Below are 19582 nucleotides of genomic sequence, written 5' to 3'. Positions count from 1 at the left end.
GACCCACAGCGTGTGACACGATGCTGTACGCACGCCGGGGCCGAAAGACGAGCGATGTCCGGAGCTGCCGCACAGAGCAGGCACCCCGCCCCGCCGCTGCCACATCTCGACGCCGACGGCGTCGTGCGAGAAGTAGAAGGAACCATTTCTTGATTGACTCCGCCGCGCTCCTCAAGGACCTCAAGGTCCAGCTCAAGCTCCTGCAGGCTGACCTGCGCGAGCGCGCCGAGGACGCAGACAACAGCTGGGGCAAGCGACTGAAGGAGGAGTATGCCGAGGCTCGCCGCCGTGAGCGAACCGGTCACTCCTGGATCGTTTGGCGCGACAACGAGGTCGACCAGGCCGCCGTCGCATGGATCATCGCCACCACGTTCCTCCGCTTCTGCGAGGACAACGACCTGCTGAGCGGCGCCCAGATCGACGGCAGCCCCGTGCCGGTCGGCTGGGTAGCCGGCCCTGGCGACCGCACCGCACGCGCCGAGGAGAATCTCACCGCCTACTTCCTCGTCAACCCGACCCACAACCGCCGCGACTGGCTGCAGCAGGGATTCAAAGTGTTGGCCGCGCAGCCTGCAGGCAAGGCGCTTGTCGACCCGGGACACAACCCGGTCTGGTCCGCGCTGATCAGTCCCGAGTCGGCCACCAGCCTGATCGACTTCTGGCGCCGCACCGACACGTCCGGAGACCTGGTCCACGACTTCACCGACCCTGAACTCGGCACCCGCTTCCTCGGCGACCTCTACCAAGACCTCTCCGACCACGCGAAGAAGACGTACGCCCTTCTGCAGACCCCGGTCTTCGTCGAAGAGTTCATCCTCGACCAGACGCTGACCCCAGCGATCAAGGAGTTCGGCCTCGACGGCCTCAAGCTCATCGACCCCACCTGTGGGTCTGGTCACTTCCTCCTGGGAGCCTTCGATCGGCTCGTCGCGGAGTGGGAGACCGAGGCTCCAGCGATGAACGCCAAAGAGCGAGTACGTCGGGCGATGGACTCGATCCACGGCGTTGACCTCAACCCATTCGCCGTCGCGATCGCTCGCTTCCGCCTCACCGTCACGGGGCTCAAGGCGACGGGCGAGCGGTCCCTGGTCGCGCTGCCCGAGGTGGCTTATCACCTCGCTATCGGCGACTCGCTGCTCGGTGAACGAGGCATGACTCAGACCGAGATCAACATCGACGGTGGTGAGGACGAGCCGGAGTTCCTCTACGACACCGAGGACCTCACCGACTACCACGGCATTCTCGAGCAGGGCCAGTATCACGTTGTCGTCGGCAACCCGCCTTACATCACCGTCAAGGACAAGGCGCTCAACGCCCGCTACCGCGAGCACTACAAGACGGCCGCCGGCAAGTACGCCCTCTCCGCCCCGTTCGCCGAACTGTTCTTCCGCCTCGCCATCCGTGGCGAGCAGAGTATGCCGGCTGGGTACGTCGGCCAGATCACCGCCAACTCGTTCATGAAGCGAGAGTTCGGCAAGAAGCTCATCGAGAGCCTCTTCGCAGGACATCACCTCGGCAACCCGGTCGACCTACGAGCCGTAATCGACACCTCCGGCGCCTACATCCCCGGCCACGGCACCCCGACCGTCATCCTGGTCGGGCGTCGTCGGCGGCCGGTAGGAGAAGTGGTACGCGCCGTGCTCGGTGTACGCGGCGAGCCTGGCCAGCCGAATGAGCCGTCGAAGGGTTTGGTCTGGTGCGAAATAGTTTCCCACCTCGACCAGCCAGGATATGAAGGCAAGTACGTCTCGGTGGGTGACGTGGAGCGTGCACTGCTTGCAGCGCACCCGTGGTCGCTTGCTGGCGGTGGGGCCGGGGAACTGCAGGGGGCTTTGGAGGCGACGGCCCGGTCGGTGCTTGGTAGCCGGACCACAGACATTGGCGTGATGGCGGTGCTCGGCGAGGAGGAGGCATTCGTGATCCCGCAGCGGTCTACCGAGCCGATGCGACCAATCGTTGTGGGTGAAGACATTCGTGATTACTGCCTGACGAGCTCACCGCGTTTGTGGCCCTATGACTCGGACTTGCGTCCGTCAACGGCCGCCCGGGACTCGCATTGGATCTGGCCGTTCCGCAAGGTTGTATCGGGATACTTGATGTTCTCGAAGACCAGGGAGCAGCGCGGCTTGGAATGGTTCGAGTATGGCCTGCTCGCGAAGCCGAAATTGAGGACGGAGCTGTCAATCGGATTCGCATTCGTGGCGACGCACAACCACTTCGTGCTTGACCGGGGCGGGAAGACGTTTAATCGCACTGCACCGGTGATCAAGTTGCCGGAGGGGGCGTCGGAGGAGGAGCATCTGGAGTTGATCGGGGTGCTCAACAGTTCTACGGCGTGCTTCTGGCTCAAGCAGGTCAGCCACAACAAGGGCAGCACTGTCGACACAAAGGGTGCTCGTCAGACACAGGTTCCTTGGGAGGACTTCTACGAGTTCACCGGGACCAAGCTGGAGCAGTTCCCGATGCCGACGACGCTGCCGTTGGAGCGTGGACGGGCCCTGGATTCACTGGCTCAGGAATTGGCAAAGAGCTCGCCGGCGGCGGTGATCGGCGCGTGGCTGACTCTTCAAACCGAGCAAGGCTCTTTGCGTGCTGTGCTCGATAATGCAGAGGATCGGTGGATTGGTCTGCGTCAGCGGATGGTGTTCGAACAGGAGGAGCTCGACTGGGAGGTCTACGGGCTCTATGGGCTGATCGATCAGGCCGCTGATGTGTTGGTCTCGCCACCGGCTCGCTGGCGCTCGCCGGGCTCGACCGACGGGAGCGATGAGGGCTGGAGTGCTGATGGCTCGATCGGGCGTTGGCTTGATCTCGGGGAGCGGGCGTTCGAGGTCAGCTTGGCTCGCCGCGTCGAGGCGGGTGACGAGGAGACGGCTTGGTTCGCTCGGCATTCCTCAAAGCCGATCACGGAGCTGCCGAAGCGTTGGCCGGATGGATACCGAGCGATCGTGGAGCGACGACTGGAGTTGATCGAGTCTGACCCTAGTATCCGGCTCTTGGAGAAGCCGGAGTTCAAGCGACGGTGGGCGGTCACGCCGTGGGAGACTCAGCGAGAGAGGGCGCTGGAGGGCGCGATTCTGGATCGGCTGGAACTGCCGGAACTGTGGCGTGACGAGCAGGGACCGGCGGCGCGGTCGGTCGCAGAGCTCGCTGATCTGCTACGGGCCGATGAGGTGCTGCGGGAGCTGGTGAGCGTGCTGACCGGTGACGTCGAGCCTGACCCGGGAAAGGTGCTCGGGACGCTGGTGGTCGAAGAGGCGGTTCCGTACCTTGCTGCGCACAGATACAAGCCGTCGGGGCTAGAGAAGTTCCGGACCTGGCAGGAGACCTGGGAGCTGCAGCGTCGCGAGGACGCGGGGGAGAAGGTCGACATCGCTGTGCCGCCGAAGTATGGGCAGGTGGACTTCCGCAAGCCGGCGTATTGGAAGGCGCGCGGGAAGCTGGACGTGCCGAAGGAGCGGTTCATCCTCTATCCCGGCCTGGGACGCGAAAGCGATGGGTCGCCGGTGCTGGGCTGGGCCGGCTGGGACCACCGGGACCAGGCGCTCGCGCTGGGACGTGAGCTGCCGCTGCAGGAGTCGTTGGTGTCGTCAACACCCGAGGCGGCTGCCGAAGTGCTGGTGCCGATGGTCGCTGGGCTCGTCGAGCTGGAGCCGTGGCTGTGGCAGTGGCATGCCGAGGAGGACCCGGCGTTCGGCGCGAGCCCGGCGGCGGTGATCGGACAGGTCGTGGATCAGTACCTCGCGCAGCTGGAGAAGACTCGTGATCAGGTGACCGAGTGGGCTCCGTCAGCGACCACACGTGGGCGAAAGGCTAAGACCTCGTGACGTCAGTCATGACAGCATCGGACCAGGACGTCCGGACACCGACTCAGGAAGGGCTGACCAGGCGATGACGCCGACCGATCTCTCGATGCCGTTGCGCGATGCGATCGACATTCCGGTCGTGGTCCATGATGACGACTTCGTCCTGCAGATCCACCGCGCCCAAGAGGCTGCCGATCAGACTCTCGACGACTATGTCGTCACCGACGCGATTGCTGCGGCGATCGACGACGGGCTCAAGATCGTCGAAGGTGCGGTCACGAGTAGGACATCCAAGGGTGCATTCGTACACGGCTCCTTCGGTGCCGGTAAGTCGCACTATATGGCGGTGCTGCATCTGCTTCTGACCGGCAACACGCACGCCCGGACGATGTCCGGGCTTCAGGATGTCGTTGCCGACCGTTCGTCGCTGCTCGAGCGTAAGTTCCTCGCGGTCGATTACCACTTCGTCGGCGCGGACTCGGTTGAGTCAGCGCTCTTCGGGGGATACCTGCGTACGGTCAGGGCGAAGCACCCCGACGCGGTCGCGCCAGTGCTGCACCGCTCCGAGGCGCTCCTGGAGAATGCCGACCAGCTGCGCAAGCAGCTGGGGGACGAGGCGTTCTTCGCCAAGCTCGACGGTGGGACCGGTGGCACCGGCTGGGCGAAGTTTGGCGGCGGTGGGATCACCCCGGCGGCGTACGACTTAGCCCGGTCCGCGGACCCGAGTGACCCCGCCCGGCAGAACCTGGTCGCCCAGCTGGTCAAGAACTATTTCTCCGGGTTCGAGACGACCGGCACCTGGCTTGATATGTCGACGGGGCTCGAGGCGATGGCGAACCACGCCAAGGGGCTCGGCTACGAGGGGATCGTGCTGTTCCTCGACGAGCTGGTCCTGTGGCTATCGGCGCACCTGCGTGACAGCACGTTCATTTCGACCGAGACTTCAAAGGTCGCGAAGCTGGTCGAGACCGGCAACGCCCGGCTCGCGGTCCCGCTGGTCTCCTTCGTTGCACGGCAGCGCAACCTGAAGGACTTCGTCGGAGAGAGCCACGGGGCTGAGAAGGTTGCCCTCGACGACTCCTTCCAGTGGTGGGAGGGGCGCTTCGAGAAGATCACCCTGCCCGCGGCGGACCTGCCCCAGATCGTCCAGCGACGTCTGCTCACGCCGAGCAGCGACGCTGGCAAAACGGCGATTGCTAAGGCGATCGCCAGGGTGCGCGCCAACCCCAAGTCGTACAACCATCTGCTCACCGATGAGGCCCACTCGAGCGCGACTGACTTCCAGATGGTTTACCCGTTCTCGCCGGCACTCGTGGATGCAATGATCGCTCTATCGGCGATCATGCAGCGGGAGCGTACGGCTCTGAAGATCATGAGCGAGCTGCTCGCCAAGGGGCGCGATGAGCTGACCGTCGGCGACGTCATTGGCGTAGGCGATCTCTTCGACGCGGTCGTGCTCGGCGACTCCGAGCCGCTCAGCGACGACATGAAGAGCGTGTTCAAGGCGGCGCGGGTCTTCTACACGCAAAAGATGCGTCCCTACCTACTGAGCCGGAACGGACTGAGCGAGTCCGAGGCGCGCGGACTAGAACGTACACACCCGTTCCGACGCGACGATCGGATCGCGAAGACGCTGCTGATCGCGGCGATCGCCCCGGGGGCTACGTCGCTGAAGGACATGACCGCCTCGAAGCTGGCTGCGCTCAACTTCGGGTCGGTGGTCTCGATGCTTCCGGGGCAGGAGGCCGCGCAGGTCGTGACCAAGGTCAAGGAGTGGTCGGGCGAGTTCGGCGAGATCACCGTTGGTCACCAGGCTGGCGACCCGGTCATCTCGCTGCAGCTGTCCGGCATCGACCTGGACTCAGTGCTGGTTCATGTCCAGATGGAGGACAACGCACCCAACCGGCGGCGGCTCATCCGGGAACTTCTCGTCGAGCAGATCGGCGCGGTGCGGACCGGGGCGATCGGCAGCGAATACTCCCTCACCCACGTCTGGCGTGGTCAGAAGCGAGACGTCGACGTCATCTTCGGCAACATCCGTGACCGGCAGACCATGCCGGAGTCTGCGCTTCAGGCCATCGACGGGCGATGGCGGCTGATCATCGACTACCCGTTCGACGAGGCCGACCATCGGCCGACCGACGATGTCGAAAGACTTCGACAGCTGCGTGAAAGTGGCCTGGACACAGACTCGATCGCCTGGCTGGCGCACTTCATCACGGCTGCCCGGCTGGAGGACGTCGGCAAGCTGGTGACGCTCGATTATCTGCTGACCGGCAACCGCTTCGACCAATACTCGGGGTCGCTTCCGGTCGCCGAGCGAGAGCCTGCCCGCCGCCAGCTGAGCAACCAGCGGGACTCGCTGCGGGAGCAGGTGCTCGCATCACTGCGGCAGGCGTACGGCATCGATGCCGCTTCCGAGGACCAGATGGGCGCTTTGGTGCCGGACGGTCGCGTGTTCGTCGCTCTGGCTCGTGACTACGACCCGTTGAAGCCGTCTTCGCCCAATTTCCAGGGTGCCGTCACCGCGGTCCTCGGCCGAGCGCTCGATGCTCGCTATCCCAAGCACCCGAAGATCGACCGTGACGGTGACGAGGTCCGTCGTGGTGAGCTCACTGCCGTCCTGGACCTGGCTCGACGGGCGATGGCCGCCGGGAGCCGGATCGAAGGGGTGGACCGGCCCACCGCCAACAAGGTGCGCCGGGTCGTCGACGCTTTCGGCGTCGGCAAACTCACCGAGACGACCTATGTGTTGCAGCCGCAGTTCTTCCGGTGGCACGACGACTTCACCAAGGCCGCGGTGTCCGGCGACGTCACTGTTCGCGAGCTACGGGCCTCCATCGCCGACTTCGGGTTCACGACGGACGTGGCAGACCTGCTCGTCCTTGCCTGGGCAGCGATGACCGACCGCGAGCTCAAGCGCTACGGCGGGCGACTCTCGGAACCGGGGATCGGGACCCTGGTGCCCGAGGTGACACTGCACGAGCCGATGCTGCCTACAGCTGAGGAGTGGACCCAGGCGCGGGAGAGAGCGAAGGCGCTCTTCGGGGTTGGCGCGAGCGAGTTCCACCTCTCCAGTGCGTCCCTCGAGCGTCTCAGCGCAGCTATCGGCAGTGAGACCAAGGACCGAGCGGCGGACGTCGACGCCCTTGTGAGACGGCTGGACGAGCACGCTGCCCCGCTGGGGCTCTCTGACGTGAGTCCCCGGCTCGCATCGGCTCGACGGGCACGCGACCTCGTATCCTCGCTCAACCAGGCGAGCAGCGGCATCGATCGGATTCGAGTGCTGGCGGAGTTCGATCTTCCCGACGAGCTTCCGGCGCTCGCGACCTCCATTGCCAGCGCAGGTGAGGTGCAGGCTGCGCTCTCTGGCGCCAACTGGCGGCTGATCGACCAGCTCGCCAGTCTCGGTGGAGATGAGGCTGCTGAGGCCGTACGCGATCTTCAGAAGGTCGCTGAGGCTGAGGAGCTGCACTCCAAGCTGCGGCCGGCGCTCTCGGAGGCTGCGGCGACGGTGACGAGCATTCTTGTCGAGCGGAGTCCGCAACCGAGGGGTCCGTCGCCCGAAGAGCTGGAGGCGACTCGGCGCGCGGAGGAAGAGCGGCGCCGCGCCGAGGAAACGCGGGCACGTGAGCTCGCCGAACAACACCGACGTCTGGCCGAGGAACAAGAGCGAGTCCACCTTGAACGGGAGGAGCTCGACCGTCAGCGGCGCGAGGCGGAGGAGCGGGCGCGGCTGACCAAGTCCGAATACATCGAGCATTCATCAGAGCTCGAGACACTTCTCCGCGCTTTCGTCGAGGAGCTCTCGAACCCGGTGCCGGGCAAGAAGCTGCGGGTGTCGTGGCGATGGGAGGACTGAGCCAGAGCGTCCGGGCTGTCGTCGTGTCCCCGGCGATGGTGCAGCAACGGGCGTCGGACCTGGTGAAGTCGGGTCAACGGGTCCTCGTGCTGCGGGCGCGCCCGCAGTGGAACGGGGGCGACGTCAAGGTTGGCGATCACTCCGTTCGAGTCATCCCGGCGGTCTCACAGCTCGCGATCCTTGATGCCTACGCCTCCCTGGGGCCTGACGACTACGCGGTGATCCTCACCGATAGGCCGGCGAAGGATCTCGGCGAGGCTGTTCTGGCACGGGCCTACAAGCAGCAGGTCGAGATGCCAGATGAATGGCAGGCCGTGCCGCGGCTCTTCCAGGGTGCTCGCGAGGTCAGCCATGACCTTCGACGGCTGGACTGGGCAGCGACGGCGCTGCTGGACCATCAGCCGGTCGGCGGCTGGCCGCGCTCGCCCGATGTCGCGGTGACGGACCGGCACGCGATCGGTGCTCTCCTCGGTCAAGTCACGGGCCTCGGCGCGACGGTCGAGATCGACGGGGCCGTGCTCCTCTCCTCGCTCGGGCGGCGTGACCTCCGCTCGACCTGGGCCTCGGCGGACGAGAGCCTGCGTCGGCATCTGATCGCCTGGGCTGAGGACGAGTATGGTGCGCCGGCCGCATTCGCGCTCAAGGTCGCACAGCGTCAAGAGCATGTGACACCCCTTGCCGTCGGGCTTGCACTTGACGTGCTCTGGCCGGAGGACGGGACAGCACCTGGTCCTGAGCAGGTCGCTGCGCGGGTGCGGGTCGAGCGTTTCGTAGACGGCCGGACGGTTTCTGTGGAAGAGGCCAAGGCTGTTGCTCGGGTCGCGAAGGCGACCGTGCTGCGCGTCGGTGCCGAAGACTCGCCCGAGGTTGCGATCGCATTGCAGCAGGCCGAGGCGCTTCTGGGTGACCTCGAATGGCCTGCTGGTGCAGAGCGTTCCACTGTTCTGCGGCCCGGTTATCGGGCTCGAGTTCGGAGGTTGGCTGAGGCCCTCACCTCCGAGGAGGGCGTTGAAGATGCGTTGGTCGCGGTGCATGAGCATCGCCTCGGCCGGACGTCGCCCGCACCTGAGATGGCGGTTCGTCTTCACCGATGGCTCACCGTGCCGGAAGCTGTGCTCGTAGGCCTGGCCGATGATCTGCAGACACAGATGTCCGACGGCGCCTGGGTCGATGCTGCGCTGGGGGCGCTGTGGAGCGGGTCTGATGATCCGGTGGTGTCCGATGCGTACCGGACTCTGGTGGGTAAGGCCCGTTTGCGTCGCCACTCCCGTGACGAGGCTGCTGCCGGTCGGCTCTCATCGGCGTTGACCGTCGGGCCGCCGGCGCGGCTGTCGGATGCGCCGATCGGTGTCGAGCGCGTCTTGAGCGATGTCGTCGACCCTTGGCGCAAGGGAGGCGCGCTGCTGGTTGTCCTGGACGGGCTGAGCAGCTCGATCGGGACGTCGTTGGCTGGGGAAGTTGCCCGAGCCGGGCTCGTAGAACATGTGCCGGACGCCAGCGCGAAGCGGGTGGGGGCGGTCGCGGTCCTGCCGTCTCTGACGAGCATCTCCCGTACGTCCTTATTCTGCGGCGAGGTGCGCGAAGGAGGAGCGGACGATGAGAAGAAGGGGCTGGCGACTGCCTTTCCAGGCTCCTTGGTCTTCCACAAGAACGACCTTCGGGCGAAGTCCGGCGAGGCGCTACCGGCTGCCGTCGCTGAAGCCGTCAACAACCCGAAGGTGCCGGTGGTTGGGGTGGTCATCAACGCCATCGACGACGCCGTGCACAAGAACGACACCTCAGCCCTGTCGTGGAGCGTTGACCAGCTCACTCCGCTGCGGTCGCTGCTGGACGCTGCAGTCGCCACGCGGCGGACCGTCATCATCACCTCCGACCACGGCCACGTCGTCGAACGTGACACTGAGGCGCTCTCGATGCCTCGCGCCGATGCTCGGTGGCGCTCTGGCGGAGTCGCGCCTCGGGCGGGTGAGGTCGAAGTGAGCGGCGCGCGAGTGGTCGCACCCGAGGGGAGCGCCATCTTGCTCTGGCGAGAGGACGCGCACTTCGGCCCGCGGCGGGCCGGGTATCACGGTGGAGCCAGTCTCGCTGAGATCACCGTGCCGGTGCTCGTCTTCCAGCCGGCAACTGCGTTGGACAAGATCCCGCCAGGATGGATGCAGGCGCCGCCGCAGGTGCCGACCTGGTGGAACGAACCACTCGTCTCACGGGCCGCCGCTCCGATACGGACGGAGGGGACTGCGAAGAAGAAGCGCAAGCCTTCACGCCCTGTGATCAACGATGAGGATGCACTGTTCTCCGTCGATATCCCTGCCGCGCCGTCGGAGACTTCGTCTCGATTCGATGTCGTCGACGCACTGCTTGCCTCCAAGGCGTACGCCGACCAACGCGCGATGGCAGGAAGGCGTGCCCTTCCCGATGCCGAGGTCGCGGCGTTTCTGCGTGTCGTCCTCGAGCGAGAAGGCCGCGCGCATAAGGACACCGTGGCCGCGGCGGCCCGAATTGCCGCTCCCGAGGTGGGCAAGGTCTTCGCCGCCGTCAAGCGGCTGATCAACGTCGAAGGGTTCGAGGTGCTCCGTCTCGACAGCGACGGTGTCACGTATCGCATCGATGAGGCGCTGCTGCGCGAACAGTTCGAGCTCGGCGGTCGATAATGACCGACGTCCCGATCAGTCCACGGCGCCGGCGCGATGTCATCGACGCGCTCCGGCGGGGGACCGTTCCACAGCACGGGCTCGATGTGCTGGCGGTCGGTCTGGCACGCTTCGAAGCAGCCATCGATGACGAGCTCTCCTCGGTCGCTGGCGGCGGTGCGGGCTTCAAAGCCGTTCGGGGTGAGTACGGGTCCGGCAAGACGTTCTTCGCTCGCTGGCTGACCGAGCGAGCCAAAAGGCTCAACTTCGCCACCGCGGAGATCCAGATCAGCGAGACCGAGACGCCGCTGCACAAGCTCGAGACGGTCTATCGGCGGGTGGTCGAGAACCTGTCGACGCCAACTGCGTCCTCAGGGGCGTTGCGGGATGTGGTGGACGGGTGGCTCTACTTCCTCGACCAAGACGCTAGCTCGAACGGGTCCTCGGCCACGGATGAAGCGACGGACGAACTGATGCAGAAGCGGCTGGCGACCGTTTCTCGAGAAGCGCCCGCGTTCGCGGCGGTCCTGCGGCAATATCGGTTGGCGCAGGCATCTGGTGATTCGGCACAGGCTGATGGGCTGCTGGCCTGGCTGGGCGGGCAGCCGCATGTGGCTGCCTCGGTTAAGCGCTCTGCCGGTGTGAGAGGCGACCTCGATCACTATGGCGCACTTGGATTTCTGCAAGGGCTGTTGACCGTTCTGCGCGACTCTGACTATGCCGGCCTAGTCATCGTGCTGGATGAGGTCGAGACGCTGCAGAGGATGAGATCGGACGTACGGGAGAAGTCGCTCAACGCACTGAGGCAGCTGTTGGACGAGATCGACGGTGGCCGTTTCCCGGGGTTGTATGTGCTCATGACAGGCACGCCGGCGTTCTATGACGGTCAGCAAGGTCTTCAGCGGCTACCGCCGCTGGCGCAGCGGCTCCAGACCGACTTCCAGACCGATCCGCGGTGGGACAACCCGCGGGCCCCACAGATCCGGCTGCCTGGGTTCACCCCGGAGTCGCTCGTCGAGCTCGGGAGCCGAGTCCGGGACATCTTCGCAACTGGGGCGGCGGATCCCGATCGGGTTCGAGGGGTCGTGGACGATGAGTATGTCTCTGACCTTGCGTCGGCAGTCGGCGGCGAGCTAGGCGGCCGGACTGGCGTGGCTCCCAGGCTGTTTCTGAAGAAGCTGGTCGCCGACGTGCTCGACCGCGTTGACCTTTACGGGGACTTCGACCCTCGTCGTGACTACCACCTCACCTTGTCGTCCGCTGAGCTCACAGATGTGGAGCGGGAGGCGCAGGCGCGCGGAGATCGTCGGGCCGCGACGTCCGTCGATGACATCGACCTGGACGTCTGAGGATCTCGTGGGCGGCGAGACGGGTCTCGACGAAAGCATCGACTACCACATCGTCAACAGTCTCGGTTGGCGCTCGTTACGGCCGCTGCAGGCGGCAGCGGTGCGACCGGTGCGCAGTGGCGCCGACTGCGTGCTGGTGGCTCCGACTGCGGGAGGTAAAACCGAGGCCGCGATCTTCCCGCTGATCTCCGAGATGGTCGCGGGTGGTTGGTCGGGAACCACGGTCCTGTACGTCACGCCGCTACGGGCATTGCTCAACAACCTGTATCCACGGGTAGAGGCGTACGGCGCGTGGCTCGGTCGGACCGTGTCACTCTGGCATGGCGACGTCGGTGCTTCGGAACGGCGGAGGATCCTGGCGTCCCGGCCCGATGTCCTGCTGACCACACCGGAGTCGCTCGAGGCGATGCTGGTCTCGCGTCGCGTCGACCATGCATCGTTCTTCTCGTCGCTGCGAGCGGTGGTGATAGACGAGCTGCACTCGTTTGCTGGCTCGGATCGGGGTTGGCACCTGCTGGCCGTGCTGGAACGGCTCGAGCGTCTCGCAGGTCGACCGATCCAGAGGGTCGGTCTCTCAGCGACGGTCGGGAATCCCGAGGCGGTGGGCCGATGGATGCAAGGTTCAACCGTTGCCCGGCGGCCGGTCGAGGTCGTGCGTGAAGATGGGGCGGGCGCTTCTGTCGAGCCCGAGGTCAGCCTCGACTACGTCGGAAGCATGGAGAACGCCGCAACGGTGATCTCACGGCTCCATCGAGGTGAGAAGAGACTGGTGTTCCTGGAGTCGCGACGCAGCGCTGAGGAGCTCGCCTTCCTGCTGCGAGAGCGCGGGGTCACGACGTACGTCTCTCACTCCTCGCTCTCGGCCGATGAACGACGGCGCAGCGAACAGGCGTTCGCCGAGGCCAAGGACACCGTCATCGTGGCCACCTCGACGCTCGAGCTCGGGGTCGACATCGGCGACCTTGACAGAGTCATCCAGATCGATGCGCCAAGGGCGGTGTCGTCTTTCCTGCAGCGGCTCGGTCGGACAGGCCGTCGCCCAGGGACTTCTCGCAACACGCTCTTCCTTGCGACTGACCTTGCTGGGTTGTTGTCGGCCTCTGCGTTGCTTCTGTTGTGGGAACGAGGTTTCGTTGAGGATGTCGTTCCGCCGGTGCATCCGCGTCACCTGGCCGCTCAGCAGCTGCTGGCTCTGGCGCTGCAGGAGAGCTCTTACGGTGCCTCAACCTGGCGCTCCTGGTGGCGGGATCTCCCGCTGATGGATGACGGTGCTGAGGTGCTGGAGTTCCTACTCGGTGAAGGATTCCTCATCGAGGACTCTGGGATGCTTTCCATCGGGCCGCGGGCGGAGGAGGAGTTCGGCCGGCGAAACTTCATGGACTTGCTCGCGTCCTTCACCGCCGACCTCGAGCTGCGGGTCGTTGCGGGAACGAAGGAGATCGGTTTCGTCTCTCCTCTGGCGCTCCCGCGGCCTTCCGACCGGAAGCAGAAGCCGCTCGTGCTGGCTGGTCGCGGCTGGTTTGTCCGCAGCATCGACTGGGACCGCTTCACCGTCTGGGTCGAAGAGGTCCCGACCAAGGGAGATGTGAGATGGCCCTCCGACCAGATCGTTGAGTCTTTCGAGATCTGTCAGGCCAAGCGCCAAGTGATCCTTGGCGCCACGCCGTCGGTGACGTTGTCGAAGCGTGTGCCGGTCGTCCTCGAGCGATTGCGTGAACAGCGTGTTGAACATGTTGATGCCGCCTCAACGGTTCTTCAGCGTCGGCCATCAGGGTCGGACATTCTCTGGACTTGGGCAGGGCTGAAGGCCAACGCCACGTTGCTGGCCGGCCTCGGCCTCGACTCGTCCGGCGTCGAGAACGAAAGGATCCTCCTTCCGGAGGACGTTGACCTGCGGCAGATATCAACGGCAGACGCTCGAGTCGTCCCGGTAGTCGATGACGAAGCGGTGCGTGGACTCAAGTTCTCCGCGGCGTTGCCACCGGGCCTGGCTGCAAAGACCTTGGGGGAGCGCTTAGCGGATCCGCAGGGCGCCAAGGCCGTGCTTAGGAGCGCAGTGGCGCAGGCCCGACCGGTGCAGGCCGAGGGTTGAAAGCGCTAGGGCGGGGGAACGGTCAGTGCGCGACTCGCTCATGGTGTGACTGTGGCTCACGTTCTTGGCCGAGACTCCGCAATCGGTGACTATATGAAGCCCCAGTCGATGAGGGTGCATCTGGCTTTCGGTGACGAGGAACTCGTCGTCAGTCAACAGTCCTCGCGTCTTGAGCTGTGCGAGCCGTTCCAATTGGTCGACTAGCGTGGCCCCGGTGGATGGAGTGTCAACGGTCGGTGGTGCCGCTTGAGGAGCGCTTGTTGAGGCCGCAGGCATGCCCAGGTCTGCAGCTGGGGGGCTTTCGTGGTCCTTGGAAGCCGCCGTCAAGCTAGCACTCTCGAAAGGTGACCCAACGATTGTCCGTGAAGTTCTACTGCCGAGCCCCGAATCCATGACCGGCTTCGCGGAGAAGGGCGAGAGGGTCACGTCTGGACTGACGGACTTCTTGGTTGCGGGTTGCTTCTCGACATTGGGAGCCTCTGCCCTCTTTGAAGGTCCCTCTGTGTGGTCCAGATCGGTCCAGCGGGCACGGTCTCCACGCGTGCAGTCGTATTGGACGAAACGGTCGCGTTTGATGACAAGCACGAACCCCCGTGCACGTAGCACATGTGCTCCTGGCGTCTTCCCGCTCTTGGCGTACTTGCCGCGTTTGAGAAGTTCTCCCAGAAGAATTCGGAGCTCCCGCTGCGCCGTCGCGTCGTCAACGAATGGATGTGCGCGCTTGTACTGATCGATGACGAGCTGAGTCACAGCCACATCGTCGGGATCGATTTCGAGCCGAGGTGGGACTTTCGAAGGCACGTCCTGTGCCACCGCCGCGGCAGTCGGTGATGCCCTCGTCTGACGACGATAGACAATCGTCGAGGGTGCGATCTCGTCGTTGCGGAAGGTGAGTGCTTCGACGTGATCAGCGCTTTCAACGATCAGGTCTAGGCAGCCTTCGGTGCCGTCAGTCTCGGTGAGGTCTTCGGCAGTGTTCATGGCGTAAACGACGATGAAGGTCGCCTTTCGGCCGTCTCGTTTGAGGCGGAGGACGCGGCCCATTCGCTGAATCATCTGACGTCGTGATTTGGAACCTCCCATGACGATGGCGAGGTCGATGTCGGGCACGTCGATGCCTTCATCGAGGACCGTGGGTGCCACGAGTGCCTTGAGGCGGCCAACCTTCAGTCCGAGCAGTCGCTCCTTGCGCTCGGCACGTGACAAGTCGCTGTGAACCGGGGCGGCCCTGACGTTCTGCTCGGCCAAAACAGATGCCAGTGCTTCGGCGGTTTCGACCCGGCGGGTGAAGACAATTGCGCCTTTGGAATCACGGACCATGGGGGTGAGGACCTCCATCGCGTTGAGCTTGTTCCAAGCGTTCGTCATCACGTCGATGCGTTGAGAGAACGCTTTCAGGTACCGGCGCGCGACATCGCAGATGGTGGGATCGCTGTCGGCGTCGGTGGCCTGCTGGACCTCATGTAGGAAGACGCCGAACGGATCGGCGCGGAACCCTGCTGCGAGCAGTTGGCTCCGGGTGTCCTTGGCGGTTTCATCGGCGCGTTCGTACGCGTGCCGCTCAGCAGGGGTGAGCGGCACGCCGAGGAGCTTGACGTCGTAGCGCGCCACGATGCCGTCCTCGATTGCGCGGCCGAATCCGATCTTGTAGACAGGCGGTCCGCCGAAATAGTTCAGGAGGGTTTCGAGGCCGTCGTCGTTGCGTTCGAAGGTTGCGGTCAGGCCGAGCCGCCTCCGATAAGATGGATGTAGCGCCTTGCCCCACTGCTCTGCGCCGTAACGGTGGCACTCATCGGCGATCAGGAGCACCTTGCCATCGGCGCGAGTGGGTGGCGCGAGATAGAGCGATTGAACAGTTCCGACGACGACATCGTGCGAATGGAAGTCGGCCTGGCGACCATCGCCGAGAGCTCCAACGGCCCGAATTCCCAACTCGCGCAGACTCTTGACCCACTGATCGACCAGATCAATCGTGGGCACGGCGATGACGACGCTGTAGTCATCAGCGAGGGCTTCGCGTGTGGCTTCGATGCCGACGCGCGACTTACCGGTTCCCGTTACCGCCTCGATGACACCATGGCGCGCGTGGTTGCACCATGCATCCAGCGCTTCGACCTGCCAGGCACGCAACGGCGGGGTGTTCAACGGCCGGCGGGTCTGCCAGTCAGGTGCCGGGCGCGAGGCTTCCAGGAGCCATTCCTTACCGTGGGCGGTGAGGCTCATCTGACCTTGAACATTCACGTCGGTGTAGCGAAGGTGAACTGAACCGGAGTCAAGTCGGTGTCCGTCCAGGCATGTTGTGCGACCGATCTCATCCTTGAACCGCGGCCACATCAGCGGACCAGCCAGGTCGACTCGCGTAAGTAGTTGACGCAAGCGGGACCGGCACAATGATTCAGTCGGAAGCGTCGAAGATGGTGCGGATCTTGCACCTGCAGCAGCGGAGCGGTCGTACACGAGAGATTCCTATCAGGAACAACCGCCGACTTTGCCCGGATCCGCTGCATCTTCTCCAGGTGGTTACCTTTGGCGTACCACTCGGCGACCGTGCTCGGCATCGACATCGATCAGTCGTCGGTGGACATAGCCGTGGCGAAGGCCCGGGAGGCAGGGGTCGAGGACCGGGTGGTTCGCGTGCCAGGACGCTGCTCCTCTTGAGGAGGGACAGTCGATGTGGCGTTCGCCTTCGAGCGCGTGCACGACATGTCCCCGGCCGTTCGAGGTGCTCAGCGCGGTCCGGAGGACGCCGGGCCTGGTGGATCTCGCTCTACCGGCTCTCCTAATCCTGCCCCGCGGCGAGGTAGTAAGAGATCAGAAGCCGGGGCTCTTACCGACCAACTCAATGACGGCGCTCTGCAGACACCGGAAGCTCGGGCACCGTTCGGAAGCAGCGTCGATGTCGAATATGGCGCTGAACGCCACTTGATGAAGGGTTTCCTGATAGGGCTCCAACATCTGGTCTGAGAGTCGGCCTTTCGCATCTCGGGGTGACTCGGGATTGCCAGGAAAAGATGCGTCGTCCTTGACGCTGCGATGCGAGCGAAGCGACTCGATCGCAGCCAAGAACCATGCCTCATATTCTTTGACCGCCACGACGGCTCGGACCTGCGCGCGAAGGTCGGTGTCCACGTAGTCGATGAGCTGGGCCCTGAGCACCGCAGGATCGTCGTCATCCGCGTCGAGAAGCACGAGTACGCCACCATTCGCACCCACACGACTGCCTTGAAGACGTACCGCACGACGGAGCTCGTTCTTCATCGCCGACTTGGGAACGCGGTGGGGTGGGGCGATGATCCTTGCATGTGGCGCGAGTCGACGCATAAGCTCTGGTACAGCTTTTACTTCTCCGTGACCCTCAACGATCACGGCCAAACTCGTGTGGCTCATGCGGACAGCTCGGTGCCATTGTGAGGTTCTGCGGGTTGGAGCTGGTCGACCCGTAGCAACTCGCCCGGAGTGTAGAGGCTCTCTCTAATGGCGGCGAACCCAGGCGCGTCCAATCGGGCGATCACCGATCTCCCGCCGTCGCTGCGCACGGCAATGATCTCCTCGGGGCGCAGGTCGGGTGAATCGAGCAGATCGGGGCTGTGGGTAGTCGCGATCACCTGCCGCGTCCTACTCGCGCTTCGGATGGCGTCGAGGAGAAGACCAGCCCCAGCTGGATGCAACGCCGTCTCGGGCTCCTCGATGACTACCGGCGCGAGATCTGGTCCGCTAGGTGCGAAGAGCGCAACCAAGATGCCTAGAACGCGAAGTGTGCCGTCGCTCATCGAAGTAGCGGGGAAGGTCCACGTGCTGCTTGCTCCGTCTGAACGTTGACGGAACTCCAGAGTCTCCCAGCCACCAAGATTGCGCCGCGCCACCGACTCAATTCCGGGAACAATCAGACGTAGGTAGTCCTCAATCCGAGTCTTCAATGCGGGGTCTGAACGTCGAAGCTGGTCCAGCACGCTGGCGACGTTCGAGCCGTCCCGCTTGAGTAGATCGCCGGCATCTGGTTTCTGCAGCGCCCGCATCGAGTCAGGGTTGAGGCTGAACACATTGATGCCCGCGAGTCCGTCAAAAACGGGCCGGAATGCCTCCTGCCCGGAGAGGGCGACAAGGAGCAACCTATCGTCGGTCACCTTCGGAACGACGACGCCAGCGCTCGCCTGGACCTTCCCGCCGCGGATCTCATAGTGAAAGGTTCCAGTTGGCCCCATCACGTAACAATGCTCGTAGGTAACTTTGAAGTCACCACCCTTGGCCGCGCCGACCTGGAAGCCGAACTGCCCAGAGAAGTCATCGCCGTTGAAGAACACCTCTACGCCGAGATGGGTCGGTCGTCCGCCGGAGCGCCTTCGCACCTCCCCGACCCCGCCTCTCTCACGTAAGGCATTGTCGAGACTCTCATTGAGCGCTTGGGCCACGAAACGCAGACTGTCTACGAAGTTTGACTTCCCGGAGCCGTTAGGTCCGACGACGAGAGAAAGTGGGCCGAGTTGCACGTCGCAAGCTTCAATGCTGCGGTACTGCCGCAACTCGAGCTTCCAGATGTCGAACCGGCGGGAAATTGCCATGCTTCGAGCCTAGCCGAAGCACGGCACTCGTGTGCGGGGGAGACTCCGCACGGATGGCACGCTGCGCTGGACGACATGAACATCGCATCATAGGTCGAAGTGCCATACCTCAAACCAAGTACGACCAGAATCGGGCTGCCGAGGTGAACGTGGCCGGGGAGATGGTGGAGAGATGGATGCATCGCAGCAGACGGCGGATGAAGTCGCTGAGCGGCTTTTCGGTTCGCTTCTCGGCACGGTCGAGATCGTCTCGGTGTTCATCGGAGACCGGCTGGGGTGGTATCGATCCCTGGCGGATGAGGGGCCGGCGAGTGCGGTCGAGCTGGCGGGGCGTACGGGGACACAGGTGCGGTACGCACGGGAGTGGCTCGAGCAGCAGGCGGTGGTGGGGCTGTTGGTGGTCGATAAGGACGGCGAGGCTGACGATCGCCGGTTCGCCATTCCGGCCAGCACGGCGGAGGTGATGACGGACTCGACCAGCCTGGCTTATCTGGTGCCCATCGCCCGGATGTTCGGGACGGTCGGCTCGGCGCTGCCTCGGCTCATGGAGGCGTACCGGAATGGGGGCGGAGTCAGCTGGGACGAGCTCGGCGACGACGCTCGGCAGTCCCAGGCCGATGGCAATCGTCCGTGGTACGAGAAGCAGCTCGGGCCGGCGCTGGCCGGCGTGCCCACCGTTCATGACACCCTCTCCGCTCCGGGATGTCGGATTCTCGATGTCGGATGCGGTGGGGGATGGTCGAGCATCTCGCTGGCTCGCGCCTACCCCGAGGCCACCGTGCTCGGCATCGACATCGACCAGCCGTCGGTCGACATGGCCGTGGCGAACGCCCGCGAGGGGGGTGTCGAGGACCGGGTGCGGTTCGTGTGCCAGGACGCAGCCACCATTGACGAGGGGACCGTCGACGTCGCTTTCGCCTTCGAGTGCGTGCACGACATGCCTCGGCCGGTCGAGGTGCTCAGCGCGGTGCGGAGGACGCTCGTGCCCGGTGGATCCGTGGTGGTGATGGACGAGGCGGTGGCGGACAGCTTCGCGCCGGACGGGGACGAGATGGAGCGGCTGATGTACGGGTTCAGCCTTTTGGTGTGTCTGCCGGATGGGCTCTCCTCGCCCCCGAGCGTCGGCACCGGAACGGTGATGCGCCCATCGACCTTGCAGGGCTACGGCGAGGCCGCGGGGTTCAGCGGGTTCGAGGTCCTCCCGATCGAGGACTTCGGGTTCTGGCGCTTCTACCGGCTGTCCTGATCGGCCTTTCCACGCGGCGTACCGTGGGTTCACTTAAC

9 protein-coding genes are annotated in these 19582 nt (G+C 64.7%); 6 read left to right on the top strand and 3 right to left on the bottom strand.

Features of this window, described 5'->3' with window-relative positions; all coding sequences use genetic code 11:
• Window positions 1-20: 20 nt before the first annotated feature.
• The 5 genes from pglX (at window position 21) to AB0F44_RS02655 (ending at window position 13739) form a co-directional block, all read left to right on the top strand.
• Window positions 21-3827 carry a BREX-2 system adenine-specific DNA-methyltransferase PglX gene (gene pglX, locus AB0F44_RS02675; RefSeq protein ID WP_357352382.1) on the top strand — a complete coding sequence of 1269 codons (3807 nt, stop codon included), beginning with the start codon at window positions 21-23 and terminating at the stop codon, window positions 3825-3827.
• 64 nt (window positions 3828-3891) lie between these two features.
• Window positions 3892-7668 (top strand): DUF6079 family protein, encoded by a 3777-nt coding sequence (locus AB0F44_RS02670; RefSeq protein WP_357352380.1) that lies wholly within the window; start codon window positions 3892-3894, stop codon window positions 7666-7668.
• The gene (gene pglZ / locus AB0F44_RS02665; RefSeq protein WP_357352706.1) at window positions 7656-10319 is read left to right on the top strand and encodes a BREX-2 system phosphatase PglZ; all 2664 of its coding nucleotides are present in this window, start codon (window positions 7656-7658) and stop codon (window positions 10317-10319) included. Before AB0F44_RS02670 ends, pglZ begins: the two co-directional genes overlap by 13 nt.
• A complete protein-coding gene (gene brxD, locus AB0F44_RS02660) occupies window positions 10319-11647 on the top strand; it encodes a BREX system ATP-binding protein BrxD (protein WP_357352378.1) in 1329 nt (442 codons plus the stop codon). Before pglZ ends, brxD begins: the two co-directional genes overlap by 1 nt.
• Window positions 11625-13739 carry a DEAD/DEAH box helicase gene (locus AB0F44_RS02655; protein ID WP_357352376.1) on the top strand — a complete coding sequence of 705 codons (2115 nt, stop codon included), beginning with the start codon at window positions 11625-11627 and terminating at the stop codon, window positions 13737-13739. Before brxD ends, AB0F44_RS02655 begins: the two co-directional genes overlap by 23 nt.
• On the opposite strand, the gene AB0F44_RS02650 is transcribed toward AB0F44_RS02655, so the two are convergent.
• The 3 genes from AB0F44_RS02650 to AB0F44_RS02640 all read right to left on the bottom strand — a co-directional run bounded on the left by AB0F44_RS02650 (window position 13662) and on the right by AB0F44_RS02640 (window position 18298).
• On the bottom strand, window positions 13662-15962 hold the full coding sequence (locus AB0F44_RS02650) for a DEAD/DEAH box helicase (RefSeq protein WP_357352374.1): 2301 nt from the start codon (window positions 15960-15962) through the stop codon (window positions 13662-13664). The two genes, AB0F44_RS02655 and AB0F44_RS02650, sit on opposite strands and share 78 nt — an antisense overlap.
• Before the next feature lie 588 nt (window positions 15963-16550).
• The gene (locus AB0F44_RS02645; protein WP_357352372.1) at window positions 16551-17126 is read right to left on the bottom strand and encodes a DUF4276 family protein; all 576 of its coding nucleotides are present in this window, start codon (window positions 17124-17126) and stop codon (window positions 16551-16553) included.
• Entirely contained in the window at window positions 17123-18298 is a 1176-nt protein-coding gene (locus tag AB0F44_RS02640) for an AAA family ATPase (RefSeq protein WP_357352370.1), read from the bottom strand. Before AB0F44_RS02640 ends, AB0F44_RS02645 begins: the two co-directional genes overlap by 4 nt.
• 172 nt (window positions 18299-18470) lie before the next feature.
• Here AB0F44_RS02640 and AB0F44_RS02635 point away from each other — a divergent pair, with 172 nt between their 5' ends.
• The gene (locus AB0F44_RS02635; RefSeq protein WP_357352368.1) at window positions 18471-19544 is read left to right on the top strand and encodes a class I SAM-dependent methyltransferase; all 1074 of its coding nucleotides are present in this window, start codon (window positions 18471-18473) and stop codon (window positions 19542-19544) included.
• The last annotated feature ends 38 nt before the right edge of the window (window positions 19545-19582 follow it).

Origin of the sequence: Nocardioides sp. NPDC023903 (assembly GCF_040639295.1) — a bacterium.
Classification (GTDB): domain Bacteria; phylum Actinomycetota; class Actinomycetes; order Propionibacteriales; family Nocardioidaceae; genus Nocardioides.
Note: the sequence above shows the minus strand (reverse complement) of the source record. Positions and strands in the feature narration are given on the sequence as shown.

Bases quoted from the DNA above. Each gene is read 5' to 3' on its own strand.
- pglX (WP_357352382.1), top strand. From the start codon at position 21: ATGCTGTACGCACGCCGGGGCCGAAAGACGAGCGATGTCCGGAGCTGC.
- AB0F44_RS02670 (WP_357352380.1), top strand. From the start codon at position 3,892: ATGACGCCGACCGATCTCTCGATGCCGTTGCGCGATGCGATCGACATT.
- pglZ (WP_357352706.1), top strand. From the start codon at position 7,656: ATGGGAGGACTGAGCCAGAGCGTCCGGGCTGTCGTCGTGTCCCCGGCG.
- brxD (WP_357352378.1), top strand. From the start codon at position 10,319: ATGACCGACGTCCCGATCAGTCCACGGCGCCGGCGCGATGTCATCGAC.
- AB0F44_RS02655 (WP_357352376.1), top strand. From the start codon at position 11,625: ATGACATCGACCTGGACGTCTGAGGATCTCGTGGGCGGCGAGACGGGT.
- AB0F44_RS02650 (WP_357352374.1), bottom strand. From the start codon at position 15,962: ATGAGCCTCACCGCCCACGGTAAGGAATGGCTCCTGGAAGCCTCGCGC.
- AB0F44_RS02645 (WP_357352372.1), bottom strand. From the start codon at position 17,126: ATGAGCCACACGAGTTTGGCCGTGATCGTTGAGGGTCACGGAGAAGTA.
- AB0F44_RS02640 (WP_357352370.1), bottom strand. From the start codon at position 18,298: ATGGCAATTTCCCGCCGGTTCGACATCTGGAAGCTCGAGTTGCGGCAG.
- AB0F44_RS02635 (WP_357352368.1), top strand. From the start codon at position 18,471: ATGGATGCATCGCAGCAGACGGCGGATGAAGTCGCTGAGCGGCTTTTC.